Origin of the sequence: Streptomyces prunicolor NBRC 13075, assembly GCF_000367365.1 — a bacterium.
Taxonomy (GTDB): domain Bacteria; phylum Actinomycetota; class Actinomycetes; order Streptomycetales; family Streptomycetaceae; genus Streptomyces; species Streptomyces prunicolor.
In genome coordinates, this window is record NZ_BARF01000025.1 from 284,589 (window position 1) to 310,617 (window position 26,029).

The 26,029-nt window shown below is 70.3% G+C and carries 20 protein-coding genes; 12 read left to right on the plus strand and 8 right to left on the minus strand.

Going from position 1 to position 26,029, the window contains the following annotated elements; genetic code table 11:
• The first annotated feature begins 100 nt into the window (after positions 1–100).
• The 6 genes from SPR02S_RS11105 (at position 101) to SPR02S_RS11130 (ending at position 9,955) form a co-directional block, all read left to right on the plus strand.
• Entirely contained in the window at positions 101–403 is a 303-nt protein-coding gene (locus SPR02S_RS11105) for a DUF5133 domain-containing protein (RefSeq protein WP_019057030.1), read from the plus strand.
• A gap of 73 nt (positions 404–476) precedes the next feature.
• Positions 477–2,468: an alpha-1,4-glucan--maltose-1-phosphate maltosyltransferase gene (locus SPR02S_RS11110; RefSeq protein WP_019057031.1), complete on the plus strand. Its 1,992-nt coding sequence runs from the start codon at positions 477–479 to the stop codon at positions 2,466–2,468.
• A complete protein-coding gene (treS, locus tag SPR02S_RS11115) occupies positions 2,465–4,183 on the plus strand; it encodes a maltose alpha-D-glucosyltransferase (protein WP_019057032.1) in 1,719 nt (572 codons plus the stop codon). Before SPR02S_RS11110 ends, treS begins: the two co-directional genes overlap by 4 nt.
• Positions 4,184–4,211: 28 nt before the next feature.
• Positions 4,212–5,573, plus strand: coding sequence for a maltokinase N-terminal cap-like domain-containing protein (locus tag SPR02S_RS11120; RefSeq protein WP_019057033.1), 1,362 nt, complete (start codon positions 4,212–4,214; stop codon positions 5,571–5,573).
• A gap of 5 nt (positions 5,574–5,578) precedes the next feature.
• Complete coding sequence (glgB, locus tag SPR02S_RS11125) at positions 5,579–7,909, plus strand: 1,4-alpha-glucan branching enzyme (RefSeq protein ID WP_019057034.1); 2,331 nt, start codon at positions 5,579–5,581, stop codon at positions 7,907–7,909.
• 138 nt (positions 7,910–8,047) lie between these two features.
• Positions 8,048–9,955 carry an AMP-dependent synthetase/ligase gene (locus SPR02S_RS11130; RefSeq protein WP_019057035.1) on the plus strand — a complete coding sequence of 636 codons (1,908 nt, stop codon included), beginning with the start codon at positions 8,048–8,050 and terminating at the stop codon, positions 9,953–9,955.
• A gap of 19 nt (positions 9,956–9,974) precedes the next feature.
• Here SPR02S_RS11130 and SPR02S_RS11135 read toward each other — a convergent pair whose 3' ends face one another.
• Positions 9,975–10,799 carry a methyltransferase domain-containing protein gene (locus SPR02S_RS11135; RefSeq protein ID WP_026150420.1) on the minus strand — a complete coding sequence of 275 codons (825 nt, stop codon included), beginning with the start codon at positions 10,797–10,799 and terminating at the stop codon, positions 9,975–9,977.
• A 248-nt stretch (positions 10,800–11,047) separates the two neighbouring features.
• On the opposite strand from SPR02S_RS11135, the gene SPR02S_RS11140 reads away from it, so the two are divergent.
• From SPR02S_RS11140 to SPR02S_RS11155, 4 genes are all read left to right on the plus strand, one after another.
• Positions 11,048–12,424, plus strand: a complete 1,377-nt coding sequence (locus tag SPR02S_RS11140) for an NAD(P)/FAD-dependent oxidoreductase (protein WP_026150421.1) — start codon at positions 11,048–11,050, stop codon at positions 12,422–12,424.
• A gap of 47 nt (positions 12,425–12,471) precedes the next feature.
• Positions 12,472–14,721: an FUSC family protein gene (locus SPR02S_RS11145; RefSeq protein ID WP_174447534.1), complete on the plus strand. Its 2,250-nt coding sequence runs from the start codon at positions 12,472–12,474 to the stop codon at positions 14,719–14,721.
• A gap of 28 nt (positions 14,722–14,749) precedes the next feature.
• Complete coding sequence (locus tag SPR02S_RS11150) at positions 14,750–14,929, plus strand: hypothetical protein (protein ID WP_026150422.1); 180 nt, start codon at positions 14,750–14,752, stop codon at positions 14,927–14,929.
• Between the two features lie 248 nt (positions 14,930–15,177).
• Positions 15,178–15,627 carry a cyclic nucleotide-binding domain-containing protein gene (locus SPR02S_RS11155; protein ID WP_019057040.1) on the plus strand — a complete coding sequence of 150 codons (450 nt, stop codon included), beginning with the start codon at positions 15,178–15,180 and terminating at the stop codon, positions 15,625–15,627.
• A gap of 6 nt (positions 15,628–15,633) precedes the next feature.
• On the opposite strand, the gene SPR02S_RS11160 is transcribed toward SPR02S_RS11155, so the two are convergent.
• Entirely contained in the window at positions 15,634–16,944 is a 1,311-nt protein-coding gene (locus tag SPR02S_RS11160; RefSeq protein ID WP_019057041.1) for an MFS transporter, read from the minus strand.
• A gap of 80 nt (positions 16,945–17,024) precedes the next feature.
• Positions 17,025–17,636 (minus strand): LysE/ArgO family amino acid transporter, encoded by a 612-nt coding sequence (locus SPR02S_RS11165; RefSeq protein WP_019057042.1) that lies wholly within the window; start codon positions 17,634–17,636, stop codon positions 17,025–17,027.
• 69 nt (positions 17,637–17,705) lie between these two features.
• Here SPR02S_RS11165 and SPR02S_RS11170 point away from each other — a divergent pair, with 69 nt between their 5' ends.
• Positions 17,706–18,608: a LysR family transcriptional regulator ArgP gene (locus SPR02S_RS11170; protein WP_026150423.1), complete on the plus strand. Its 903-nt coding sequence runs from the start codon at positions 17,706–17,708 to the stop codon at positions 18,606–18,608.
• Between the two features lie 172 nt (positions 18,609–18,780).
• Here the strand turns inward: SPR02S_RS11170 and SPR02S_RS11175 are convergent, their stop codons facing one another.
• The gene (locus tag SPR02S_RS11175; RefSeq protein ID WP_026150424.1) at positions 18,781–19,488 is read right to left on the minus strand and encodes a TetR/AcrR family transcriptional regulator; all 708 of its coding nucleotides are present in this window, start codon (positions 19,486–19,488) and stop codon (positions 18,781–18,783) included.
• Between the two features lie 148 nt (positions 19,489–19,636).
• Between SPR02S_RS11175 and SPR02S_RS11180 the strand changes: the two genes are divergently transcribed.
• Positions 19,637–20,857 carry a saccharopine dehydrogenase family protein gene (locus tag SPR02S_RS11180; protein WP_019057045.1) on the plus strand — a complete coding sequence of 407 codons (1,221 nt, stop codon included), beginning with the start codon at positions 19,637–19,639 and terminating at the stop codon, positions 20,855–20,857.
• 294 nt (positions 20,858–21,151) lie between these two features.
• Here the strand turns inward: SPR02S_RS11180 and SPR02S_RS11185 are convergent, their stop codons facing one another.
• Genes SPR02S_RS11185 through SPR02S_RS11200 form a run of 4 tightly spaced genes read right to left on the minus strand, consistent with a single transcriptional unit; the run spans position 21,152 to position 25,904 of the window.
• Complete coding sequence (locus tag SPR02S_RS11185; RefSeq protein ID WP_026150425.1) at positions 21,152–22,978, minus strand: sensor histidine kinase; 1,827 nt, start codon at positions 22,976–22,978, stop codon at positions 21,152–21,154.
• Positions 22,975–23,673 carry a response regulator gene (locus tag SPR02S_RS11190; protein WP_026150426.1) on the minus strand — a complete coding sequence of 233 codons (699 nt, stop codon included), beginning with the start codon at positions 23,671–23,673 and terminating at the stop codon, positions 22,975–22,977. Before SPR02S_RS11190 ends, SPR02S_RS11185 begins: the two co-directional genes overlap by 4 nt.
• 18 nt (positions 23,674–23,691) lie before the next feature.
• Positions 23,692–24,438 (minus strand): L,D-transpeptidase family protein, encoded by a 747-nt coding sequence (locus tag SPR02S_RS11195; RefSeq protein WP_019057048.1) that lies wholly within the window; start codon positions 24,436–24,438, stop codon positions 23,692–23,694.
• Between the two features lie 41 nt (positions 24,439–24,479).
• Positions 24,480–25,904: a M1 family metallopeptidase gene (locus SPR02S_RS11200; RefSeq protein WP_019057049.1), complete on the minus strand. Its 1,425-nt coding sequence runs from the start codon at positions 25,902–25,904 to the stop codon at positions 24,480–24,482.
• Positions 25,905–26,029: the final 125 nt, after the last annotated feature.

Here is a 26,029-nt window from a genome sequence, read left to right on the forward strand (position 1 = left end):
GAAAGCCTCGACTGCCGTGACGGAGCCATGACCCTCCGCGCACGGCCGCCACCCGACGGTCGGGAACCGCGGTCCGCCGAGGCGAAAGGTGAACAGCGCCATGCTGCTACCCGCCAAGGCCGAAGTCGCCCGCCACCTGCGGCGCTATCGGGCGTGGGAACGCGTGATGCTCGCATCGCCGGGCGACCGGACGGTACGGGCCACCTTCGAGGACTCGGGCTACACCTTGTGCGTGCTGCTGGGGAAGCGCTGCGCGCGCGAGGCCGCGGAAGCCGCCGAACGCTATCTGCGCGGCAGCCAGAGCACGTACCAACAGGAACAGAACGCCCGCCCCCGTACGACGGCCGTCGTGCACCGCGGGCCGCCGGTCGCCGTCGATCAGCGTTCCCCGGCGGGAAGGTAGTCCCCCTTCCGGCGCAGTTGGCATCCACGGCCGGGTGAACAGCCCGGCCTCCGGCACGACGGAGGTGAGACCCATGAGCGCGACCCCGGCAGCCATCGGCCGCATTCCGGTACGTGACGTACGCCCGTCCGTGGACAGCGGCGCGCGCCCGGCCAAGGCGGTGGTCGGCGAGACGTTCCAGGTCACCGCCACCGTCTTCCGCGAGGGCCACGACACGATCGGCGCCAACGTCGTCCTCTACGACCCCGACGGCCGCCCGGGTCCATGGACCCCGATGCGCGAACTCGCCCCCGGCAGCGACCGCTGGGGCGCCGAGGTCACGCCGGACGCGACCGGCCGTTGGTCCTACGTCGTGGAGGCCTGGGGCGACCCCATCGCCACGTGGCGCCGGGCCGCCCGCATCAAGATCCCGGCCGGCATCGACGTCGGCCTGATGCTGGAGGAGGGCGCGGAACTGCACGCCCGAGCCGCCACCGGGGTACCCGAGGGACCGGCCCGCGCCACGGTGCTGGCCGCGGCGGACGCGCTGCGCGACGACACGCTGGCGGTGGGGACGCGGTTCGTGGCCGCGTTGACTCCGGGCGTGGAGGGGGTGCTGGAGGCTTGTCCGCTACGGGAGTTGGTGACGGTTTCCGAGCCCCGCGTGTTGCTGGTGGAGCGGGAGCGGGCGTTGTACGGCGCCTGGTACGAGTTCTTCCCCCGCTCCGAGGGCACTCCGGCCCAGCCCCACGGCACGTTCCGTACGGCGGCGAAACGGCTGGACGGCATCGCGGCGATGGGCTTCGACGTCGTCTACCTGCCGCCGATCCACCCGATCGGGAGCACCTTCCGCAAGGGCCCGAACAACACCCTCTCAGCGGGGCGTGAGGACGTCGGTGTCCCGTGGGCGATCGGCTCGCCGGAGGGCGGGCACGACGCGATCCATCCGCAGCTGGGCACGCTGGAGGACTTCGACGCGTTCGTCGCGCGGGCCGCCGAGCTGGGCATGGAGATCGCGCTGGACTTCGCGCTGCAGTGCTCGCCGGACCATCCCTGGGTGGAGAAGCACCCGGAGTGGTTCCACCACCGTCCCGACGGGACGATCGCGTACGCGGAGAACCCGCCGAAGAAGTACCAGGACATCTACCCGATCGCCTTCGACCGGGACATGGACGGCCTGATCGCGGAGACCGTGCGGGTGCTGCGGCACTGGATGGACCACGGGGTGCGGATCTTCCGCGTGGACAACCCGCACACCAAGCCGGTCGTGTTCTGGGACCGGGTCATCGCCGAGATCAACGGCACCGACCCGGACATCATCTTCCTGGCCGAGGCCTTCACCCGTCCCGCGATGATGGCCACCCTCGCGCAGATCGGGTTCCAGCAGTCGTACACCTACTTCACCTGGCGCAACACCAAGGACGAACTCACCGAATACCTCAGCGAGTTGTCCGGTGAAGCCGCCGCCTACATGCGGCCGAACCTGTTCGTGAACACCCCGGACATCCTCCACGAGTTCCTCCAGGAGGGCGGTCGACCCGCCTTCGAACTGCGCGCGGTACTGGCGGCGACCCTCTCTCCCACCTGGGGTGTCTACAGTGGCTACGAACTGTGCGAGAACGCCCCTCTCCGGCCGGGGAGCGAGGAGTATCTCGACTCGGAGAAGTACCAACTCCGCCCGCGCGACTGGGAGTCCGCCGAGCGGGACGGACGTGGCATCGCGCCGTTGCTGGGCAGGCTCAACGACATCCGGCGCCGTCACCCGTCGCTGCACCGGCTCAGGAATCTCCGCTTCCACCGGACGGACAACGACGCGCTGATCGCGTACAGCAAGACCACGGGTGTGGACACGGTTCTGGTGGTCGTCAACCTCGACCCGCACCACACCCAGGAGGCCACGGTCTCGTTGGACATGCCGCAACTCGGCCTGGAATCAAACGAATCCATGTCGGTGTACGACGAACTGACGGGTGAGTCCTATCAGTGGGGCAGGACCAACTATGTGCGTCTCGAACCCGGCCGGGCTCCCGCGCACGTGCTCCACGTCCGGCGGTCCACTCAGAGCGGAGGGTCAAGAGCTTCATGACTGTCAACGAACCGGTCCACGACACCTTCGAGGACACTCCCGCCAAGGACCGGGACCCCGAGTGGTTCAAACGTGCCGTCTTCTACGAGGTCCTGGTCCGCTCCTTCCAGGACAGCAACGGCGACGGCATCGGTGATCTGAAGGGCATCACCGCCAAACTCGACTACCTCCAGTGGCTCGGCGTCGACTGCCTCTGGCTACCCCCCTTCTTCAAATCCCCACTCCGAGACGGCGGTTACGACGTCTCGGACTACACCGCCGTACTCCCCGAGTTCGGCGACCTCGCGGACTTCGTGGAGTTCGTGGACTCCGCCCACCAACGCGGCATGCGCGTCATCATCGACTTCGTCATGAACCACACCAGCGACCAGCACCCGTGGTTCCAGGAGTCCCGCAAAGACCCCGACGGGCCGTACGGCGACTACTACATGTGGGCCGACGACGACAAGCAGTACCCCGACGCCCGCATCATCTTCGTCGACACCGAAGCCTCCAACTGGACCTTCGACCCCGTCCGCAAGCAGTACTTCTGGCACCGCTTCTTCTCCCACCAGCCGGACCTGAACTACGAGAACCCGGCCGTGCAGGAAGAGATCCTGGCCGCCCTCCGCTTCTGGCTCGACCTCGGGATCGACGGCTTCCGCCTCGATGCCGTGCCCTATCTCTATGCGGCCGAAGGCACCAACTGCGAGAACCTGCCCGCCAGTCACGAGTTCCTGAAGCGCGTCCGCCGAGAGATCGACGCGATGTATCCGGACACGGTGCTGCTGGCGGAAGCGAATCAATGGCCCGAGGACGTCGTCGACTACTTCGGCGACTACCAGAGCGGCGGGGACGAATGCCACATGGCGTTCCACTTCCCGGTCATGCCACGGATCTTCATGGCGGTCCGCCGGGAGTCGAGGTATCCGGTCTCGGAGATCCTCGCCAAGACCCCGGCCATTCCCACCGGTTGCCAGTGGGGCATCTTCCTGCGCAACCACGACGAGCTGACCCTGGAGATGGTCACCGACGAGGAACGCGACTACATGTGGGCGGAATACGCCAAGGACCCCCGCATGCGCGCCAACATCGGCATCCGCAGGCGCCTCGCGACCTTGCTGGACAACGACCGCAACCAGATCGAACTCTTCACCGCCCTGCTGCTTTCCCTCCCCGGCTCGCCGATCCTCTACTACGGCGACGAGATCGGCATGGGCGACAACATCTGGCTCGGCGACCGCGACGCCGTACGCACCCCCATGCAGTGGACACCCGACCGCAACGCGGGCTTCTCCACCTGCGACCCCGGCCGGCTCTTCCTGCCGACGATCATGGACCCCGTCTACGGCTACCAGGTCACCAACGTCGAGGCGTCGATGTCGTCGCCCTCCTCGCTGCTGCACTGGACCCGCCGCATGATCGAGATCCGCAAGCAGAACCCGGCGTTCGGGCTGGGGTCGTACACCGAGCTCCAGTCGTCGAACCCGGCGGTGATCGCGTTCCTGCGCGAGTACGAGGACGATCTCGTGCTGTGCGTGCACAACTTCTCGCGGTTCGCGCAGCCCACCATGCTCGATCTGCGGGAGTTCGACGGCCGGCATCCCGTGGAGCTGATCGGCGGGGTGCGTTTCCCCGCCATCGGTGAACTGCCGTATCTGCTGACGCTCGCGGGGCACGGCTTCTACTGGTTCCGGCTCTCGCGAGCCGCTCCCCGCATCGGCCGACGACTTTGAGGATGTGCCGGCGAAAGGACGCGTCATCATGCCGAAGACCGCACCCCTCCGACTGAGCAGCCCCGGCGTCGACAGGCCTCCGGCCACGCTCGCCGGGCTGCTGCGCGAATGGCTGCCCGGGCAGCGCTGGTTCGCCGGCAAGGACCGGCCGGTGGCCGACCTCGATGTGCTGTCCACGACGGAGCTGTTCCCCGGCTGCCTTCATCTGCTGGTCCGCGCCTCCCACACCGGGGTCCCCGCGCCGGTCGGCACTCCCCCGCCCGGCGACTGCTACCAACTCCTGCTCGGCGTAAGGGAGTACGTCTCACCGCGTCTCGCCCGGGCCTACATCGGGCGTGTGCAGGAAGGTCCGTTGGCCGGTCTCGCGGTCTACGACGCCCTCCAGGATCCTCGGTCGGCGGAGCTGCTGTTGGAGCGGCTGCGGCATCCCGGTACGACGGGTCCTCTGCACTTCGAGGCGGACCCGTCGGTGTCCGTGCCCGCCGGGCTGACGCCTCGGCTGCTGGGCGCGGAGCAGTCCAACTCCTCGCTGGTGTACGGCGACCGGTTCATTCTGAAGGTGTTCCGGCGCATCCAGCCCGGCGTCAATCCGGACCTGGAACTGCCGGGCGCGCTGGCCGCGCAGGGCTGTACGCGGGTGCCCGCGCCGGTGGCGTGGTTCCGGACGGCCGAGCCGCGGGCCGCGACGCTCGGTGTGCTCCAGCCGTTCCTGCCGGACGCCTCCGACGGCTGGGCGCTCGCGCTGCGCGCACTCGCCGACGGTGCCGAATTCACCACCCAGGCCCATGAGTTGGGGCAGGCCACCGCCGATGTCCATCTCGCCCTGGCCGCGGCTTTTCCGTCCGGGAGCGGTACCGGAAACGAACACACGGCGACCGCGATGACCGAACGACTGGAGGCCGCCGCGCACGCCGTGCCCGCGCTGCGGCCGTTCGTGCCGGGGCTGCGGACCGCGTTCGGCGCGCTGGTCGGCCGGGAAACCTGGCCGCCAGCCCAGCGCATCCACGGCGATCTGCATCTCGGGCAGGTGCTGCGGGCCGGACGCGACTGGTTCGTCATCGACTTCGAGGGCGAACCGTCCAAGCCGCTGGCCGAGCGGCGCAGCGCGCAGTCCCCGGTGCGGGACATCGCGGGCATGCTGCGCTCCTTCGACTACGCGGCCCGGCAGCGCCGCCCCTGGCGCCCGGAGTGGGCGCGTCGCTGCCGCGAGGCCTTCTGCGCGGGCTATGCGGCCCGGGCCGGCTGGGATCCCCGCATCCAGCACGCTCTGCTTCGCGCGTACGAGACGGACCGCGCTGTGTATGAAGTGCTGTACGAGGCCAGACACCGTCCGGACTGGCTTCCCGTACCCATGGCGGCGATCGAGCGTCTCGCCGTCCGAGGAGGCTGAACTCCGTGGCCCTGCGCGACACTTCACCTCAGGAGGCGGGCGGTCCGTCCACGACCGCCGACCCGGACACGGGCGAATCGACCGAGCCCGCCGCGCCGGGGGCCGGGGGCCCGGCCACGCCTGGCGCACCGGAGACCGGCGGCCGGACCCCGAGCGAGACACCGGGGACGAGCGGCCCGCCCACGGCATCCTCCGCGCTGGACCCGGCAGACCGCGATCGCCTGCTCGCGGGCGCCCATCACGACCCGCACGCGCTGCTCGGCGCGCATCCGGTACCGGGCGGGATCACCTTCCGGGCGCTGCGTCCGTACGCCCGTGCCGTGAGCGTCGTGATCGACGGGACGCGCACTCCGCTCACCTCGGAGGGCGGCGGCCTCTTCTCCGGCGTGCTCCCGCTCGACGCGATCCCTGCGTACACGCTGCTGGTGTCGTACGCGGAGGGCGACGAGCACGAGGTCCACGACCCGTACGGCTTCCTCCCCGCGCTCGGTGAACTCGACCTGCACCTCATCAAGGAGGGGCGGCACGAGGAGCTGTGGAAGGCGCTCGGCGCCGAGCCGATGACGCACGGCGGAGTGGCGGGCACCCGGTTCACCGTGTGGGCGCCGAACGCCCAAGGGGTGCGTGTCGCCGGGGAGTTCAGCTCCTGGGACGGTACGGCGTTCCCGATGCGGTCGCTCGGTTCGTCCGGGGTGTGGGAGCTGTTCCTGCCGGGTGTGGGCGAGGACGCGCGCTACAAGTTCGAGATCACTTCCCGGAGTGGCGAGCGCTTCCTCAAGGCCGACCCGATGGCCCGCCGTACGGAGGTGCCGCCCGCCACGGCGTCCATCGTGACCGCCTCGCACTACGAGTGGGGCGATGCGAACTGGCTCGCGCGGAGGACGGAAACCTCCGTCCACGAGGCGCCATTCTCCGTCTACGAGGTGCATCTCGCCTCCTGGCGACCAGGATTGACGTACCGTCAGCTCGCTCTCGAACTCCCCGCCTACGTGAACGAACTCGGCTTCACCCACGTCGAGTTCATGCCGGTGACCGAGCACCCCTTCGGCGGCTCGTGGGGCTACCAGGTCACCGGCTTCTACGCGCCGACCTCCCGCCTGGGCACCCCCGACGACTTCAAGTTCCTCGTCGACGCCCTGCACCAGGCCGGTATCGGCGTGATCATGGACTGGGTTCCGGCGCATTTCCCCAAGGACGACTGGGCGTTGGCCCGGTTCGACGGGGAGCCGCTGTACGAGCCCGGGGACGCGCGGCGGGCCGAGCATCCGGACTGGGGGACGTACGAGTTCGACCTCGGGCGGACCGAGGTGCGCAACTTCCTCGTGGCGAACGCCGTCTACTGGTGCCAGGAGTTCCACATCGACGGCCTGCGCGTGGACGCGGTCGCCTCGATGCTCTACCTCGACTACTCACGCGACTCGGGCCAGTGGAGCCCGAACGTCCATGGCGGGCGCGAGGACTTGGACGCGATGGCCTTCCTCCAGGAGATGAACGCGACCGTGTACCGCAGGGTGCCGGGAGTCGTGACGATCGCCGAGGAGTCCACCGCCTGGGACGGGGTGACCCGGCCGACCGACACCGGCGGGCTGGGTTTCGGGTTCAAGTGGAACATGGGCTGGATGCACGACTCGCTCGACTACATGTCGCACGAGCCCGTGCACCGGAAATTCCACCACCATGAGATGACCTTCTCCATGGTGTACGCCTACAGCGAGAACTACGTGCTCCCGATCTCGCACGACGAAGTCGTCCACGGGAAGCGGTCGTTGGTGTCGAAGATGCCGGGCGACTGGTGGCAGCAGCGCGCCGACCACCGGGCGTATCTGGGATTCATGTGGGCCCACCCCGGCAAGCAACTCCTCTTCATGGGCCAGGAGTTCGCCCAGGGCGACGAGTGGTCCGAGTCCCACGGCCCGGACTGGTGGCTCCTGGACCCCGCCTACGACGCCGCACCCGATCACCGGGGCGTCCAGCACCTCGTCCGCGACCTGAACACGGTGTACCGCGCGACCCCCGCCCTCTGGCAACTGGACACCCAACCCGCCGGTTTCCGTTGGGTGATGGGCGACGCGGCCGAGGACAACGTCTTCGCGTTCTTGAGGTTCGCCGCCGACGGCTCCCCGCTCCTGGCCGTCAGCAACTTCTCTCCGGTCGTGCGCCACGACTACCGGCTCGGTGTCCCGGACGAGATCCCCGCGTGGCACGAAGTCCTCAACACCGACGCCGCCGCCTTCGGTGGCAGCGGTGTAACCAACCCCTACCCGGTCAAACCGGAGGACGGCCACATCCGGCTCACGCTCCCGCCGCTCGCGACGGTGTGGCTGACACCGGAGTGACAGGTGAATCGTAGCCAAAGTCGGTAAGGGCACTTCACGGTTCCCCTCACCAAACGCTCACACCTGGGCTACATTCGAGCACCGTCGATAACAGCAATGATCGGCAGAGTCACGCCCCGTACAACCCAGGAGCAGCGCATGCGCGACTTCGCCGTCGCTCCACCCCCCACCTCCACCACCATCAACGGCGGCCTCGCCGACAGCATCTTCGAGACCGCGGTCCTTCATCCCACCCTTCCGCTGGTCGCCCGCAGGCCCGACCCGACCTCCACCGAGTGGGAGGAGGTGACGGCGGTAGAGCTGCGGGACGAAGTCGTCGATCTGGCAAAGGGGTTGATCGCCTCCGGGATCTCGCCGGGCAGCCGGGTCGCGATCATGGCCCGTACCCGTTACGAGTGGACCGTGTTCAGCCACGCCCTGTGGGCGGTCGGCGCCGAGGTCGTGCCGGTGCATCCGACGTCCTCGCGCGAGCAGGTCGAATGGATCCTGCGGGACGCCAACTGTGTGGCCGTGGTCGTGGAGGACGAGCAGGGCATCATGACGGTCGGCACGGTGTGTGCCGCGTTGCCGCGGCTGCGGCACGTCTGGCAGTTGGACACCGGGGCGCTGGCCCAACTCGCCGAGCGGGGCACGTACATACCGCAGACCACGGTGGACTCGCTGCGCCGGATCGTGATGCCGGACTCGACCGCGGTCGTCGCCTACACCTCGGGCACCTCGGGCCGCCCCATGGGCTGCGCGCTGAGCCACCGCAGTCTCGCCAGCCCCTGCGACACGCTGCTCGCGGGCTGGTCGCACACGGTGGCGCCGCCGGGGGAACAGGCGGCCGTGCTGGCCTTCCTGCCCTTCTCGCACGTGTACGGACTGATGATCCAGGGGCTGTGCATGCGCGGCGGCTGGCTGATGGCCCACGAGCCGGAGATGACCGAGGCGGCGCTGGTGTCGGCGCTGCGCACGTTCCGGCCGACCTATCTGTACGCCGTGCCGTCGATCTTCGAGAAGATCTACAAGAACTTTCTCCGTACGGCCCAACAGACCGGCCGGGGCGCCCTGTTCGAGCGTGCCGCGTCGACCGCGCGGGAGTTCGCCGCGGCCGAGGAGAGACAGAGACTCGGCCGGGGCTCGGGTCCCGCCTTCGATCTGCGGCTCCAACACGCCGTGTTCGAGCGGACGGTGTACCGCAAGCTGCGCTCGGCGCTGGGCGGCCGGGTGGTCCGCGCGACGTCGGGCGGTTCGCCCCTGAACCGTGAACTGTCCTTGTTCTACTCGGGTATCGGCATCCTCGTGCACGACGGCTACGGGCTCACGGAGACGGCCGGCGGGATCACGATGCAGCCGCTGGGGCGGGAGAAGATCGGCACGGTGGGGCAGGCGCTGCCGGGCACGGAGATCCGGGTCGCGGAGGACGGCGAGATCCTGGTGCACGGCCCTTCGGTGTTCCAGGGCTACATCAACGACGAGCGGGCGACCCGGGCCGTGCTGCACGCGGGCTGGCTGGCCACCGGGGACATCGGGCGGCTGGACACCGAGGGGTATCTGACGATCACCGGCCGCAAGAAGGACATCCTCATCACCAGCAGCGGCAAGAGCGTCGCGCCGGCCGCGCTGGAGAACCGGCTGCGGATGCATCCCCTGATCCATCAGGCGGTGGTCGTCGGCGACGACCGTCCCTGTGTGGGGGCGCTGCTCACCCTGGACCCGGAGTTCGTGGCGCACTGGCGGGCCGGTCTCGCGCTGCAGAGCGACGCGCGGGGCCGGGAGGCGCGGGAGGAGAACGCGCTGCGGGAGGAGATCACCCGGGCCGTCGCCGCCGCCAACAGTCCCGTGGGGCGCGCCGAGTCGATCCGGGTGTTCCGGGTGCTCCCGCAGCCGTTCGACGTCGCGGGCGGGCTGCTGACGCCGTCGATGAAGCTGCGCAGGGACGCGATCGTGCGGCACTACGCGTTCGAGATCGACGCGATGTACCAGGCACGCGCGCGTGTCCCGCAGCAGTCGGCGGAGGAGCAGCTCGCGGGCTGGGACGACGCGGACAACGTGTTCCGCTAGGGGCCGGTCCGGCCGGAGGTCACTCCGGGCGGTGGGCGACGACCGCGAACATCGTCACGGACATGTGCAGCGCGCCGCGCTCGGCGGCCTCGGTGAGGTCGGCGTAGGCGCGGTCGCGCTGGGCCTCGGTCAGTGCGCCGCGGCGTACCGCGGACTCGCCGAGCATGCGGATCAGCGGCCAGGCCACCGACCGGTGGTCCTGGTGCAACGCCTGCGAGCCGCGGTCGTCGACGACGAGTCCGGCGGCGCTGAGCTGGCCGACGAGTCGGCGCCCCGAGTAGGGGTTGGCCGCGCTGGTGAGGGCGCCGGAGGTGAACGCGGCCGTGACCTCGGGGTCGCCCGGGTGCAGGATCGTGGTCGCCCAGTCGGTGTCGAGGAGGGCCACGCGTCCGCCGGGGCGCAGCACGCGGGCCATCTCGGCGACGGCCTTGTCCGGTTCCGCGAGGTGCTGGAGCACCCGTTCGCACCAGACGACGTCCACGGAGGCGTCGGGCACGGGCAGGGACAGCGCGTCGCCGTCCGTGAAGCGGGCCGGGCTGCCTGCCGACGCGGCTCGCTCCTCGGCGACCGCGCGCAGTCCGGGGTTGGGTTCGACGCCGAGCGCCGACCCGTTGGCACCGACCGCCGCGGCCAGTTCACGGGTCGTGGAACCTGTCCCCGCCCCGATGTCGAGGGCGCGTTCCCCGCTGCCCGGGGCGAGTGCCTCGTGCGCCCATGCGCGCAGTCGTCGTACGCCTGGATTGGCTTCCTGGATGTCGAGCGCGGCCACCAGCCGCGTCACGTTGCCGGTGTCGATGTTCTGGGTGCGGAAGCCTGACCCCGGCTCGGGCTGAGTGTGCGACATGGCGTGCACTCTACGGTCCGCGGCGATCGCCGAGTGATCGGTCAAAGGTCATTCAGGTACGCCATTTGTTCACGCGTCCGCGGCGTACGGACGGCGTCGGCGGGGCATGCTGGTGCCCACGCGTTCGTCTGCCTGCCGCGCTCAGCTGGCGGAACGGCTCCCGGCACGGTGGGATCGATGTGGTGCGAGGCAGCGATCCAGGGGCAGGCGTACGGCGTCGAGGCAGACCGCCTGGAGCCGCAGAAGGGATGAACACCGTGACACGACCGAGGATCCTGGTGGTTGGCGCAGGCTTCGCAGGAGTGGAGTGCGTCCGCCGTCTGGAGAGGAAACTGAACACCGACGAGGCGGACGTCACCCTGGTGACGCCGTTCTCCTACCAGCTCTATCTGCCCCTGCTGCCGCAGGTCGCCTCCGGCGTCCTGACCCCGCAGTCGATCGCCGTCTCGCTGCGCCGCAGCAAGAAGTACCGCACGCGGATCATCCCGGGCGGCGCGATCGGTGTGGACATCAAGGCCAAGGTCTGTGTGATCCGCACGATCAACGACGAGATCGTGAACGAGCCCTACGACTACATCGTGCTCTCCCCCGGCAGCATCACCCGCACCTTCGACATCCCCGGGCTGACCGATCACGCCTTCGGGATGAAGACCCTCGCGGAGGCCGCCTACATCCGCGACCACGTCATCACCCAGCTGGACCTCGCGGACGCGAGCGACGACCCGGCGGAGAAGGCGTCGCGGCTCCAGTTCGTGGTGGTCGGCGGTGGTTACGCCGGCACGGAGACGGCCGCCTGTCTGCAGAAGCTGACGCACGCCGCGGTCAAGCGCTACCCCCGGATCGACCCGGGTCTGATCAAGTGGCACCTGATCGACATCGCGCCGAAGCTGATGCCCGAGCTGGGCGACAAGCTCGGCAGGAGCGCGCAGGAGATCCTCACCAAGCGCGGTATCGACATCTCCCTGGGGGTGTCCATCGCCAAGGCGGGGCCGGAGGAGGTCACCTTCACGGACGGGCGTGTGGTGCCGACCCGGACGCTGATCTGGACGGCCGGTGTGGTCGCCAGTCCGCTGATCGCCACGCTGGGCGCGGAGACGGTGCGGGGGCGGCTCGCGGTCACCTCCGCCATGAACCTCCCGGGCCAGGACGGCGTGTTCGCGCTCGGTGACGCCGGCGCGGTGCCGGACGAGGCCAAGGAGGGGGACGGCGCGATCTGCCCGCCGACCGCGCAGCACGCCATGCGGCAGGGCAAGGTGGTCGCCGACAACGTGATCGCCACGCTGCGCAACCAGCCGCTGAAGCCGTACGTGCACAAGGACCTCGGGCTCGTCGTGGACCTCGGCGGCAAGGACGCGGTGTCCAAGCCGCTCGGCATCGAACTGCGCGGTCTGCCCGCCCAGGTCGTCGCCCGCGGCTACCACTGGTCGGCGCTGCGCACCGGCGTCGCCAAGGTCCGCGTGGCGACGAACTGGACGCTGAACGCGCTGGCCGGCGACGACTTCGTGCGCACCGGCTTCCAGGCCCGCAAACCGGCCACGCTGAAGGACTTCGAGTACACCGACTCGTACCTCTCGCCGGAGCAGGTACGGGACCGCATCGAAGGGTCCGGCACCCAGGAGCCGTAGCATCGGCGTCACGGATCTTGAGGTGAACCTGGGGAGAGTACGGCGGCGTGAGGGCAGCGGGACGGGCGGCGTGGGCACGGGTGCGGTATCGCGTCGCGGCGTCCGATCCCGGACTGCTGCGGCTGACGGCCGGGCTGCGGACGGTGGCCTCGATCGCCCTCACGCTGACCGTGCTCTCCCTGGCGCAGGCCTCGGTCCCGCATCTCGTCGCCGGGGCGATGGCGGCGATGGTCTCCACGTTCGCCATCCGGGAGAAGCAGCGCGGGCAGCAGGCGGTGACGCTCGCGCTGGGGCTGCCGGTGGCGCTGGCCTCGGTGTCGCTGAGCGCGCTGCTGAACTCGCGGGTGGTCGCCGGTGACGTCTTCTTCGTCCTGCTGATCTTCGGCGCGGTCTACAGCCGCCGCTTCGGCGACCGCGGCACGGCGCTGGGTCTGATCGGCTTCCAGATCTACTTCCTGTCCCTGTTCGTCGGCGCGACCGTCTCCGCGCTGCCGCGGCTGTACGGCGTGCTCGGCGTGGCCTTCGCGTGCAGCGCGCTGGTGCGGTTCGCGCTGGTGCCGGAGACACCGGCCGGGACGCTGGACCGGCTACGGCGGGCGTTCCGGGCGCGGTTCGCCCAACTCGTCACCGCACAGCTCGCGTTGCTCGACGCGGGTCCCGACGACATGGAGAAGGCCCTCGACGACGTACGGGAGGGCACCGCGCGGCTGCACGAGACGGCCTTGCTGATCCAGGGACGACTGGAGGACGGGACCTCCGACGAGACGGTGGCGCGGCTCGTGCAGCGGCGTATCGCGGATGCCGAGGTCGCCGCCGAGCGGCTCGGGCTGCTGCTGCTGACCGCGCGCAGCGCCGAGCGGGGTCACACGCTGACCCTGCATCTGCCGGGCGCGCCCGTGCCCGCCGGTGATCTGCTGCCCCAGCGGGACGAGACCACCGACACGCTGCGCCGCGATCTGGAGGCGCTGCGGCTGCTGGTCCTGCGGCCCGTGGGCGAGGACTCGGGCACCGGGCTGGCGCATGTGCGCAACCGGCTGCTGGGCTATCGCGAGGAGGAGAACCTGCCGCCCGCCTCGGACGCCGTCCAGGACGTGTTCCGGGGCATCGGCGAGGCCGGGCGTGCGGTGCTGGGGCTGCGGATCGCGGTGGACGGGCCGCAGGACGAGTCGGAGGACACGCCCGCGACGACCCGCTCGCGCGAGGAGCTGGACGCGGAGGACATCGCCATCGCGGGCAGCGAGGAGGCCGAACAGGAGGACGCGGAGCGCACGGGGCTGCGGCGGCCGACGACGCGGGCGGCCGTGCAGGTCGCCGTCGGATCCTCGCTGGCGATCATCGGCGGGGAGTTCCTGTCCAGTCAGCGCTGGTACTGGGCGGTGCTGACCTGCTGGATCGTGTTCCTCAACACCTCGTCCACCGGCGAGATCCTCGTCAAGGGCTACCGGCGGCTGCTGGGCACGGTCCTGGGTGTCGTCGCCGGTATCGGTCTCGCGGGCCTGGTCGGGCATCACACCTGGACGGCGTTCGCCCTGGTGCTGCTGTTCATCTTCGCGATGTTCTACACGGCACCGCTCTCCTACACCCTGATGTCCTTCTTCGTCACCGCGATGCTGGGCCTGCTCTACACGCTGCTGCACACCTACAGCGCGTCGGTGCTGCTGCTGCGGATCGAGGAGACTGCGCTCGGCGCGGCCTGCGGGGTGGTCGCGGCGGCGCTGGTGCTGCCGGTGCACACGGACCGCCGTACGAACGAACTGCTCGGCACCGTGCTGGAGCGGCTCACCGACGTCACCGAGGCCGCCGTCGACCAGCTCAGCGGTGGGGCCGCGGCCGAACTGCTCGACAAGGCACGGGACTTGGACCAGGCGCTGGCCGATCTGAGCGCGTCCACGCAGCCGTTGACGCACCCGATCACGCCGTTGCGGGCACGCCGGGACACGGCGCGGTATGTCGTCGCGCTCCTGGAGACCTGTGCCTATCACGCGCGGTATCTGGCGGCGACCGCCGAGCTGCTGCCCACGCATCCGTCGATCGCGGCCGATCCCCGGCTGAGGGAGGCGGGGCGCCGGATCGTGCACAACATCGGGGTGATCGGCGCCCATGTCGCCGGCGGGGACGCTGTCGGCGAGATCGAGACCGGGCCGAGCATCGCGTCCCTGCTGCGGCCCGGGACACCGGGGACCCCGCGCTACGGGCGGGTCACCGACCGTGTGCTGCGGCATCTGCAGCGCCTGGACGAGGCCGTGGTCGGCCTGGCCCGGCCGCTCGACGTACCGATCGCGACGCCGGTGAAGTGAACGCCGCGCGTCTGGGTAGGCGACGGCTATGAGTGAAGTCGTGGACTCGGACGAACTGTTGCGGCGCATCCAGCGGGCCCGGGCCTTCGCCGCCCAGGAGGTGCACACATGGTCGCAACAGGGCGACGCCGTAAGGGAAGTGGCCTACGAGGTGGTCCTGCGGGTGCTGGACGAGATCGTGGCCCCCGGACGGCATGCCACGAAGTGAAACCGGTCACGCGACCGGTTGAACTGGGTACGAAATGCCCGTACATGGTTTACGGTTCATTCATACGTGGATACGGGGTCGACCCTACCGTCCCCCGAGCCACCGCTTACGGCCCTGGCTGGTCTCCCCCGTCCAGCCAGGGCTTTTTCATGCCCGATTCCGTCCCCCGAGGTGCCCGGGACGGCGGCAGCGGCTGAAATGGGCGTAGGGAGAATTCCGGATCCGCTGCCGGCGAGGAGCCCTGTGCCATGACCCAAGCGATAAAACTGCTGACCGCCCTGCCCCAGACCCAGCGCGAACGACTCATGGAGCTCGCGCAGGAGGTCTCGTTCGCCGAGGACTCCAGGATCTTCGAGGCGGGCGGCACCGCCGACCGCTTCTGGGTGGTCCGCTCCGGCGCCGTCTCGCTCGACCAGCAGGTCACCCCGCAGCAGCGGGTCACCGTGGCCACGCTCGGCGCGGGCGACCTGCTCGGCTGGTCGTGGCTGTTCCCGCCGTACAAGTGGGACTTCGGCGCGGAGGCGTTCAGTGCCGTGCGGGCCTACGAGTTCGACGCGGCGGCCGTGCTCGCCCTGAGCGTGGAGGATCCGCTGCTCGGGCTGTCCCTGGTCCGGATCGTCGCGGAGATCCTCGCGCACCGGCTGGCGACGACCCGGAGCAAGCTGATGGAGCACTACGCGAGCCATGGGCCCGTCTGAGCGCCCTCAGATGCGGTAGCGGCGCAGCGCCGGGACGGTGGCGGCCAGGGTCAGCATGATGACCACGACCAGGATGCCGCCGCCCGCGACCGCCGTACGGGGGCCGAAGGCCGAGCCCGCCGTGCCGTGCAGGACGTCGGCGAGGCGCGGGCCGCCCGCCACCACGACGGTGAAGACGCCCTGCATACGGCCGCGCATCTCGTCCGTGGCGGCGGACAGCAGGATCGCCCCGCGGAACACCATGGAGACCATGTCGGCGACTCCGGCGGCGGCCAGGAAGACCACGCCGATCCAGAGATTGCTGCTCAGCCCGAACCCGGTGATGGCCACGCCCCAGGCGACGACCGCGCCGATCACCATCCAGCCGTGCCGGCGCGCCCGCGAGAACGTGCCGGAGAACAGACCGCCGACCACCGCCCCGATGGGGATCGCCGCGAACAGCATGCCGAGCGCGAGGCCCTCGCCGTAGGGCGCGTAGGTCTGGGCGGCGAGCTGCGGGAACAGGGCGCGGGGCATGCCGAAGACCATCGCGATGATGTCGGCGAGGAAGGACAGCAGCAGCACCTTGTGCAGCGAGATGTAGCGGAAGCCGGCGGCGACCTCGCGCCAGCCCGCGCGGCGCGGTGTCGCGGACTCCAGGGGCGGCAGCGAGGGCAGCTTCACGACCGCCCAGAGCGTGACGCACAGGGCCAGCGCGTCGATGAGATACAGCTCGGGCAGGCCGATGACCGGGATGAGGACACCCGCGAGGAGCGGTCCGACGACCTGGCCCGTCTGCATGACGGTCGAGCCGAGGGCGTTGGCCGCGGGCAGCTGCTCGGCGGAGACCAGGCGGGCGATGGAGGCGTTGCGGGCGGGCGCGTTGAGGCCCCAGAACGCCTGCTGCATCGCGAGCAGCACCATCAGCGCGGCCACCGAGTCGAGCCCGATGGCGGCCTGGACCCAGAACAGCACCGAGGTCACGGCTATCCCGCTGTTGGTGATCAGCAGCAGTTTGCGGCGGTCCATGGTGTCGGCGATGGCGCCGCCCCACAGCGCGAACACGATGAGCGGCAGCAGGCCCGCCATGCTGGCTGCGCCGACCCAGGCGGAGGAGCCGGTGATGTCGTAGATCTGCTTGGGTACGGCGACGGCGGTGAGCTGGCTGCCGACAGCCGTGACGATGGTCGAGGACCACAGGCGGCGGTAGGCGGGGATCTGCAGGGGGCGGGTGTCCATCGCCCAGCGGCGCCAGCCGCGCCGGGGGCCTGACGCGGGTTCCTCGGCCTTCGCCGACTCCGGTTCGGTGCCGCTGTCGGTGCTCTCGCTGGTGTCCACTGGCTTCCTGATTGCTCGCTACATCTAATCGGCCGGGGCTCACTATCGCAGGAGCGGCCGTGGCTGCCGAATCCGCCGTCTCACGCACCGGCGGCGAGCGTCGCGCCGAGCCCGATCATCGTCGCGGCGACCAGGCCGTCCAGCACTCGCCAGGCCGAGGGCTTGGCGAGGAAACGGCTCAGCAGGCGGGCGCCGAAGCCGAGCGCGGTGAACCAGCACAGGCTGGCGCAGACGGCGCCGAGTCCGAAGGTCCAGCGCAGTGCGCCGCGGTCGGCGGCGATCGTGCCGAGCAGGAACACGGTGTCCAGGTAGACGTGCGGGTTGAGCCAGGTCATCGCCAGACAGGTCAGGACGGCCCGGCGGCGCGAGCCGGTCGACTCACCCTCGGTCTGGAGGGCGGCGGGGCGGAACACCCGGCGGGCGGCGAGGACGCCGTAGCCGAGCAGGAAGGCGCCGCCGATGAGCCCGACGGCCTTGAGCGCGCCCGGCCAGGCGACCACGACCGCGCCGACCCCGCCGACGCCCAGCGCGATGAGGAGCGCGTCGGACAGGGCGCAGATGCCGACGACGGCGAGGACGGCGTCGCGGCGGATGCCCTGGCGCAGGACGAAGGCGTTCTGGGCGCCGATGGCGACGATGAGCGAGAGGCCGGTGCCGAATCCCGCGGCGGCGGCGGAGAGTGCGTTGGTCACGCCCTCGACGCTAAGGACGCCCGCATCAGGAGTACAGCTAAAGATTCTTACGTAACATTAGCGCTCGTGATGATTTCGGAGCTGCCCCTCGATCAGGTACGGACGCTGCTGGCGGTGGTGGACGAGGGCACGTTCGACGCGGCGGCCTCCGCGCTGCATGTGACGCCCTCGGCGGTCAGCCAGCGCGTGAAGGCCCTGGAGCAGCGCACGGGACGGGTCCTCCTGCTCCGCACCAAACCGGTCCGTACGACCGAGTCCGGCGAGGTGGTCGTACGCTTCGCCCGCCAACTGGCCCGCCTGGAACGGGACGCGCGCGCCGAGCTGGGCATGAGCGAGGCCGGCGAACCGACCCGCGTATCGATCGCGGTGAACGCCGACTCGCTCGCCACCTGGTTCCTGGACGCCCTCACCCGCGTCCCACGCGAACTCCGGGTCTGCTTCGAACTCCGCCGCGAGGACGAGGACCATACGGCGGCCCTGCTGCGCGAGGGCCTGGTCATGGCGGCGGTGACCTCGTCACCGGACGCCGTCCCGGGCTGCTCGGTACGTACGCTCGGGCGGATGCGCTATCTCCCGGTGGCGAGCCCGGAGTTCAGGGAGACGTATCTGGGCAACGGTCCACTGCGGGACGCCCTGGCCGAGGCACCGGTGATCACCTTCGACCGACGGGACGACTTCCAGGACTCCTTCGTACGGCGGCTGCGGCGGGGGCAGGGCGGCGCGAGTGCGGTACGGCATCTGGTGCCGACGTCGGAGGGCTTCGTGGCCGCCGTCGCCGCCGGGCTGGGGTGGGGCATGGTCCCGGAGATGCAGGCGCTGCCGCTGTTGGATGCCGGGCGGCTGGTGAACTTCGCGCCGTCGGGGTCGGTCGATGTCCCGCTGTACTGGCAGCAGTGGAAGCTGGATTCGCCGGCGTTGGCGGCGGTGGCGGGAGCGGTCGTGGGGACTGCGGCGGTGGCGTTGCAGGGCTGAGTGGGCCGCCGACCGGGGCGATGTGCGGCTCCGTCGTGGGGGCGCTATGTGCTGTTGTTCGGGTGCGGCGCCGTTGTGGCTGGTCGCGCCCACGCGGCGGAGCCGCATATCGACACAGCCCCGCGCCCCCTCTAGGGCGCTGCCCCATCGCGGTGGACCTCGCACGAGCTGCTCAGGGACGCGCGGACTTCAGCTGGGCGGCGGCGCTGTCCAGCAGCATCTCCAACGCCGTCGGATACGCGCTGTCGACCATGCGGGACGCCAGTAGCGGGGCCGCTTCGGCGATGCGGGGGTGGGTGGTGCGGGGCAGGCGGGCGTAGGTCGAGCGCCACATTGCCTCGTCGGCGCGGAGCGCGGCGCTCGGCAGGGCCAGGGACGCGGCGTCGAGGGCGGCGAAGGCCAGGGTCTGGTCGATGAAGGCGTGGTAGATCCGTACGGTGTCGGGGAGGGGGAAGCCGGCGGTGCGCAGGACGTCCAGTACGGCCTCGTCGGCGGCCAGTTCGTTGGGGCGGCCGGTGACGCGGCTCGCCGTCAGTTGGGCGGCCTGTGGGTGGGCGACGTACGCGGCGTGGATGCGCAGGCCGATCGCGCGCAGGTCGGCCCGCCACTCCCCCGTCGGCTCCCAGCCCCGCAGCGCCTGCCCGACCAGGGCGTCGCCGATGGCCAGGGTCAGCTCGTCCATGCCGCGGAAGTAGCGGTAGAGCGTGCTGGGGTCGGCGTCCAGGGCGAGGCCCAGGCGGCGGGCGGTGAGGCCCGCGCTGCCGTGTTCGCGCAGCATGCGCAGGGCCGTGTCGACGATCAGCTGCTCGGAGAGGACCGTGCCGTTCTTGGTGGGTCGGCGCCGGCGCCGCTTGTCCTCGGACACCACCGGTTTCGGCATCGCGGCCTCCTTGCCCGTCCGGACGCATCCATGCGCGTCCATGCACGTCCTTATGCCAACGCCATTGACCTTATCCGCGCGACCGGCGTTGTATCTCCGGCAGGGCCCGCTGACGTTCGCAGCTCGGCAGAGAAAAGGAGTTCTTGCCATGCGTGTACTGCTCGTGGGAGCCGGTGGTGTAGGTACCGCGGTCACCCGGATCGCGGCCCGGCGTCCGTTCTTCGACGCGATGGTCGTCGCCGACTACGACCTGTCGCGCGCGCAGGCCGCGGTCGCCGCGCTCGGGGACGCCGGCGCCCGCTTCCGCGCCGCGCGGCTGGACGCTAGCGACGAGGACGCCGTCGTAGCGGCACTGCGGTCGCACGAGTGCGACGTGCTGCTCAACGCGACCGACCCGCGTTTCGTCCTGCCGCTGTTCCGTGCGGCGCGAGCCGCCGGGGCCAACTACCTTGATATGGCCATGTCGTTGTCCCGGCCGCATCCCGATCGGCCGTACGAGGAGTGCGGGGTCAAGCTCGGGGACGCGCAGTTCGCGGCGGCGGAGGAGTGGGAGAAGGCGGGTGCGCTGGCGCTCGTCGGGATGGGAGTGGAACCTGGGCTGTCGGACGTGTTCACGCGGTACGCGGCCGATGAACTCTTCGACGAGATCGAGGAGATCGGCATCCGCGACGGCGCGAACCTCACCGTCGACGGCTATGACTTCGCGCCCTCCTTCAGCATCTGGACCACGATCGAGGAATGCCTGAACCCGCCGGTGGTCTACGAGGCCGACCGCGGCTGGTTCACCACGGAACCGTTCAGTGAGCCCGAGGTGTTCGACTTCCCCGAGGGCATCGGTCCGGTGGAGTGTGTGAACGTGGAGCACGAGGAGGTGCTGCTCGTGCCGCGCTGGGTCGACGCGCGCCGGGTCACCTTCAAGTACGGGCTCGGCAATGAGTTCATCGAGACCCTGAAGACCCTGCACCTGCTGGGACTTGACCGAACCGAGCCGGTCACCGTACCGAGTGCCGCAGGGCCAACTGCCGTGTCCCCGCGTGATGTTGTCGCCGCGTGTCTGCCCGACCCCGCGACCCTGGGCGACCGTATGCACGGCAAGACGTGTGCGGGCACGTGGGTGCGCGGCACGAAGGACGGGGCGCCGCGCGAGGTGTACCTCTATCACGTGGTCGACAACCAGTGGTCGATGGCGGAGTACGGCTCCCAGGCCGTGGTCTGGCAGACGGCCATCAACCCGGTGATCGCCCTGGAGTTGCTGGCCACCGGCGCGTGGACCGGCTCGGGCGTGCTGGGCCCGGAGGCGTTCCCGGCCCGTCCGTTCCTGGACCTGTTGACGGAGTACGGGTCGCCGTGGGGGCTGCGGGAGCAGTGATCGCGCTCGATCGCCGGGGGCGGTGGGGAGTTGAGGGGGCGTCAATCGCCATCGGGGGGGCCTGGAGTTGAGGCGTCGCCAATCCCAGCCCAGTGGCCGGGAGTTGGACGGGCACCAATCCCCGTCCGGTGGACGAGAATTGATCGGCCATCAATCCCCGCCCAACGGCCGCGAGTTGGGCGACCGCCGATTCCCGGCCGGTGGACGTGGGTCGAGCCGTCACCAACCCCCGCCCAGCGAACACGAGTCGAGCCGTCACCGACTCCCGCCCAGCGAACACAAGTCGAGCAGCCGCTAATCCCCTTCCGGTGCCGCGGAGTTGGGCAGCCGTAGCGTGAACACCGACCCCGCGCCGGGCTCGCTCGCCGCCTCGACCGTGCCGTTGTGCGCGGCGACCAGGTCGCGGACGATGGACAGGCCCAGGCCGCTGCCTCCGGTGCGGCGGCTGCGGGACTGGTCGGCGCGCCAGAAGCGTTCGAAGACGTGCTGGAGGTTCTCCGGCGCGATGCCGATGCCGGTGTCGGCGACGGTCAGGACGATGTCCTCGCCGTCGCGCCACGCGGTCACGGTGACGGTGCCGTCGGCCGGGGTGTGGCGCAGCGCGTTGGACACGAGGTTGCCGAGCACCTGGCGCATACGGACCGGATCCGCCTCCAGCCAGAGGGAGTTGTCCGTCTTGCCGGTGAGGGCGACCCCTGCCGTGTCGGCGGAGACGCGGTGGGCGGCGACGACCTGGTCGACGAGGTCCTCGACGCGCACGGGTTCGCGGTGCAGGCGCAGGGTACCGGCGTCGGCGGCGGCGAGGTCCTGGAGGTCGTCGATGACCCGCTGGAGGACCATCGCCTCCTCGTGCAGGGCGCCGAGCAGGGCCGGGTCGGGTTCGACGAAGCCGTCGCGGGTGACCTCCAGCCAGCCGCGGATGTTGGTGAGGGGGCTGCGCAGTTCATGGGCGATGTCGCTGACCATGGCCTTGCGCTGGGCCTCCATGCGTTCGCGGCGTTCGGTGAGGTCGTTGAACGCCTCGGCCAGGATGCCGGTCTCGTCCCGGGTCCTCACCGGCACCCGGACGTGCAACTCCGGTGGCTGCTGGGCCGCTTCGGTCAGTGCGCGCAGGGGTCGTACGAGCCTGGTGGCGACGACCGCCGTCACCAGGACCGTGAGCGCGAGGACAGCCGCCGCCGCGCCGACGACCTTGGCCTTGTTCGCCGGGGAGACGGCGAAACGGGGAGCGGTGGTGTTCCCGCCGCCCAGGAACAGTTCGGCCACCGGCGCTACGTAGGGGTCGAGTTGGGTTCGCCGGGCGCTGTCGGTGCAGGCCTGCGCCTTGCGTACGTCGGCCGCGTCGCCCAGCTTGTTGTACGCGCCGGTGAGGTAGCGGGAGCCGAGGCTCTTGTCGGAGATGTCGACCGCGAAGAACGGGGCCTTGAAGCTCAGGCCGCCCCGCACCATGCAGGGTTGGGCGCTCGCCATCAGGCTCTTCAACGCCTTGCTCTCGGTGGCGGTCGGGGTGTTGAGCTTCCCGTCGGCACACATCTCGGGCACGTCGCCGTTGGCATTGTTGCCGTCCGCGTCGTTGAGGACGGGGCGGCCGCTCGGCGTCATCGTGATGGTCGTGTCGATGCCGTTCTGTTTGAAGCACGCCTGGCGGTCCTTCGCCAGCTTCGCCAGCCGGACCCGCTCCTTCGCGGTCACCCGGTACGGGCCGACGACCCGGGGGTCGAGGCCGCTGAGCTGTGCGCCGGGTTCCGTGTACGTGTCGGTGTGCAGCGGGTCGACGTTCGCGGCGGCGCGCGGCGGCAGTGAGGTGCCGTGCGGTGCGGAGTCCGCGATGAGGGCGCGGTCGGAGGTCGTGAGGGCGATGCGCCGACCCATCTTCTTCGACAGCGCGCGGAGAGAGGGTTCGACACCCTTCCACTCGGGGTGCGTCGCGGCGTATCCGCTGAGCTGCGCGAGGATGCGCATGTCGTCCGCGAGGTCCTGGCCCTGCTCCTCCCGGATGGCCCGGGTAGTGGTCTCCACCGCGAGCCAGGCCGTCGCTCCGACGGAGCAGAGGGCGATCAGCACGGTGGCGACGAGCAGCCGGACCAACAGCCGCTTGCGCAGCGGTATCCGGGGCCTCACGCGCGACCGCCGCGCAACTTGTAGCCGACGCCGAACACGGTCAGCAGCCGGACCGGGCGGCGCGGGTCGGCCTCTATCTTCTTGCGCAGGTTCATGATGTGGACGTCGACGGCCCGCTCCGTGGACGCCCGGTCCAGGCCCCGGGTGTACTGGAGCAACTGCCGCCGGGAGAAGACCCGTTCGGGCTCGGCGGTCATGGCGAGGAGGATCTCGAACTCGGCCGGTGTGCAGTCGACGGGCGCCCCGTCGCAGCGCACCTCGTGCCGTACCGCGTCGACGGACAGGCCCGCCGCCCGTACGACGGTGTCCTCCGGCCGGTCCTCGGTGGTCCGGCCGCTGCGCCGCAGGACCGTGCGGATGCGGGCCATCAGCTCGCGCGGGCTGTACGGCTTGGTCATGTAGTCGTCGGCGCCGAGTTCGAGGCCGAGCAGGACGTCGTCCTCGGTGGAGCGGGCGGTGAGCATCAGGACGGGGATGTCGTCGTCGCCGCGCAGCACCCGGCACACCCCGAAGCCGTCGATCACCGGCAGCATGAGGTCGAGCACCACGAGGTCGGGTCTCAGTTTCCGGGCCGCCGCGATGGCGGCGGCCCCGTCGTGGACCACGGTCGCGGTGTGGCCTTCCGTCAGCAGGGAGCGTCGTATCAGCTCGGCCTGCATCTCGTCGTCCTCGGCGACCAGCACATGTGCGCACACCTGGCGGATCCTAAGCGGTCAGTGGTCGAGGGCGGCGGCGTCGCCCATGACGACGACGGGGTGCCGGGCCGGGTCCAGGGTGCGCAGGAGTTCCTTCATGTGGTCCTCGGCGATGCTGACGCAGCCGTGGGTGGGGCCGCCGTGGTCGACGTGGATCCAGATGCCGCCGCCGCGCGAGGCGCCGAGGGGGCGGGTCCAGTCGAGGGGTGAAGTGCCGGGCTGCCGGTTGTAGTTGATGGCGATCACGTAGTCGAAGGACCCGGCGAGGGGTTCGCCCTCGAAGCCGGTGCCGGGCGAGACGAACCCCCTCCCGTGGTCGTACGTCAGCTTGGTGCCGGGGTCCTTGAGCAGTCCGCCCGCGTCGGTGAGCGAATAGACACCGATCGGCGAGCGCAGGTCTCCGGCCATGTGGTGGTCGGACCAGCCCTTGAGCGCGTTGTGCGCGGCCCAGCTCGCGGTCTGCTCCCAGCCGTCGTCGGTGCGCTCGTACAGGGCGAGGGTGGAGAGGGGCGAGTCCGCGCTCCGGCCGGTCACCAGGACGACCTGCTCGGTGGTCGCCGGTATGCGGGCCAGCATCTTGGGCCCCACGCCCGGGAGTTGGCGGGGTGCCGCCTCGGCGGATATCTCCGACGAGGGCGACGGCGCGGGCGAGGAGGCGGAAGTGGGGGCGGACGCGTGGTCCGTCGCCGCCAGGGCACCGCCGCCGCATCCCGTGAGGAGAACGGATGCGGCGACGAGTGCGACCGAGGGAATACGAGTGATCATGAGTCGACGATGACCGACACATGTGAGGAACTCGTCAGCTCCTACGGCTGGGTCGGCTTGCCTTTCGTGTAGAGCCAGGTGTGGAAGAGGGCATCGAGGCTTGTGCCCGATTTCCGCTCCGCCAGGCTGACGAACCGCGCGGTGGTTCCGTGGCCGTAGCGGTGTGCTCCCGCCCAGGCCCGCAGGATCGCGAAGAAGGTCTTGTCGCCCACGGCCAGGCGCAGTTCGTGCAGGGCCATGGCTCCGCGGGCGTACACGGGCGTGCCGAAGATGTTCGCGCCGCTGCCCGGGTCACCGGGCGGGAACGCCCACAGGCCGTCGGTCGCCTTGCGGGCGTACAGGGCGTCGAAGGTCTGCTGGGCGGTCTTGCCGCCGTGCTGCTCGCTGTACAGCCACTCCGCGTAGGTGGCGAAGCCCTCGTTGAGCCAGATGTCCTTCCAGGAGGTCAGCGACACGGAGTCCCCGAACCACTGGTGGGCGTTCTCGTGCACGAGGGTGCTGAGGTCCGGCGCCGAGTCGTAGATCGGCCGCCCCTGCGTCTCCAGCGCGTATCCGACGTCCGGCGCGTGGTCGACGATCGACCCGGCCGAGCGGAACGGGTACGGCCCGAACAGCTTGCTCTCCCACTCAAGGACAGAGGGCAGCTTCTTCAACACGGGCGCGGCGGCGGCCACTTCACGGGGGTCGACGGCGTTGTACACCTTGATCCCGTCGCGGGTGGTGTACTGCTCCACCTTGAACTTCCCGACCATCGCGGTGGCGAGGTAGGCGGCCATCGGCTCCGGCGCGTGCCAGCGGAACGTGGTCTTCCCGTGCGTGGTCTTCTGCCCCAGGAGAATGCCGTTGGCGACCGCGGTGCGCCCCTGCGGGACCGTGATCGTGAAGTCGTACGACGACTTGTCCTTGGGGTGGCTGTTCGCCGGGAACCACGTCATCGCGCCCTGCGGCTCACCGGCGACGAAGGCGCCGTCGTCGGTGGCGATCCAGCCGTCCGCCGAGCCGTCCGGGTCGGTGACCTGCTCGGAGACGCCGTTGTAGGTGACGGTGACCTGGAACTTCTGTCCCTTGCGGACGGCCCGGCGCGGGATGACGACGAGTTCCTGTCCGTCGCGGCGGTAGTCCGCCTTGGCGTGGTCGACGGTGAGGCCGGTGACCTTGAGGCCCTTGAAGTCGAGGTCGAAGCGGGTGAGCTTCTCGGTGGCGCGGGCGGTGAGGACCGCCTTGCCGTCCAGATGGCGACTCGTCGGGTCATAGCGGAGCGTCAGGTCGTAGTGGGCGACGTGGTAGCCGCCGTTCCCGGAGAGCGGGAAGTACGGGTCGCCCACGCCGGCCGAGCCGATCGTCGTGGCGCCGGCGGGTGCGGCGGCCGCGAGCAGGGCCGTGAGGGCGACGGGGACGGTGGCGACTACGGCGCTGCGGCGGAGGACAACGGTGCGTCTTGTGGACTGCCGTTTGAGGTGCGTCACATGCGCTCCTACGGGGTGAGGGGGTTGATCATCCGTCTCAGAGACTAGGCCGCCCGCTCCCTCGGAATCCCTCTTGTTAAAGCAAACTTGTCGGGCGAGGTCGCCGAGCTTCGGTAAGGACCGCC

What these genes read in the sequence shown, in the direction of transcription:
- SPR02S_RS11150 (WP_026150422.1), top strand. Translation starts at nt 14,750, where the DNA reads ATGAGTGAAGTCGTGGACTCGGACGAACTGTTGCGGCGCATCCAGCGG.
- SPR02S_RS11110 (WP_019057031.1), top strand. Translation starts at nt 477, where the DNA reads ATGAGCGCGACCCCGGCAGCCATCGGCCGCATTCCGGTACGTGACGTA.
- SPR02S_RS11120 (WP_019057033.1), top strand. Translation starts at nt 4,212, where the DNA reads ATGCCGAAGACCGCACCCCTCCGACTGAGCAGCCCCGGCGTCGACAGG.
- SPR02S_RS11175 (WP_026150424.1), bottom strand. Translation starts at nt 19,488, where the DNA reads ATGCCGAAACCGGTGGTGTCCGAGGACAAGCGGCGCCGGCGCCGACCC.
- SPR02S_RS11170 (WP_026150423.1), top strand. Translation starts at nt 17,706, where the DNA reads ATGATTTCGGAGCTGCCCCTCGATCAGGTACGGACGCTGCTGGCGGTG.
- SPR02S_RS11155 (WP_019057040.1), top strand. Translation starts at nt 15,178, where the DNA reads ATGACCCAAGCGATAAAACTGCTGACCGCCCTGCCCCAGACCCAGCGC.
- SPR02S_RS11130 (WP_019057035.1), top strand. Translation starts at nt 8,048, where the DNA reads ATGCGCGACTTCGCCGTCGCTCCACCCCCCACCTCCACCACCATCAAC.
- SPR02S_RS11180 (WP_019057045.1), top strand. Translation starts at nt 19,637, where the DNA reads ATGCGTGTACTGCTCGTGGGAGCCGGTGGTGTAGGTACCGCGGTCACC.
- treS (WP_019057032.1), top strand. Translation starts at nt 2,465, where the DNA reads ATGACTGTCAACGAACCGGTCCACGACACCTTCGAGGACACTCCCGCC.
- SPR02S_RS11135 (WP_026150420.1), bottom strand. Translation starts at nt 10,799, where the DNA reads ATGTCGCACACTCAGCCCGAGCCGGGGTCAGGCTTCCGCACCCAGAAC.
- SPR02S_RS11105 (WP_019057030.1), top strand. Translation starts at nt 101, where the DNA reads ATGCTGCTACCCGCCAAGGCCGAAGTCGCCCGCCACCTGCGGCGCTAT.
- SPR02S_RS11140 (WP_026150421.1), top strand. Translation starts at nt 11,048, where the DNA reads ATGAACACCGTGACACGACCGAGGATCCTGGTGGTTGGCGCAGGCTTC.
- SPR02S_RS11195 (WP_019057048.1), bottom strand. Translation starts at nt 24,438, where the DNA reads ATGATCACTCGTATTCCCTCGGTCGCACTCGTCGCCGCATCCGTTCTC.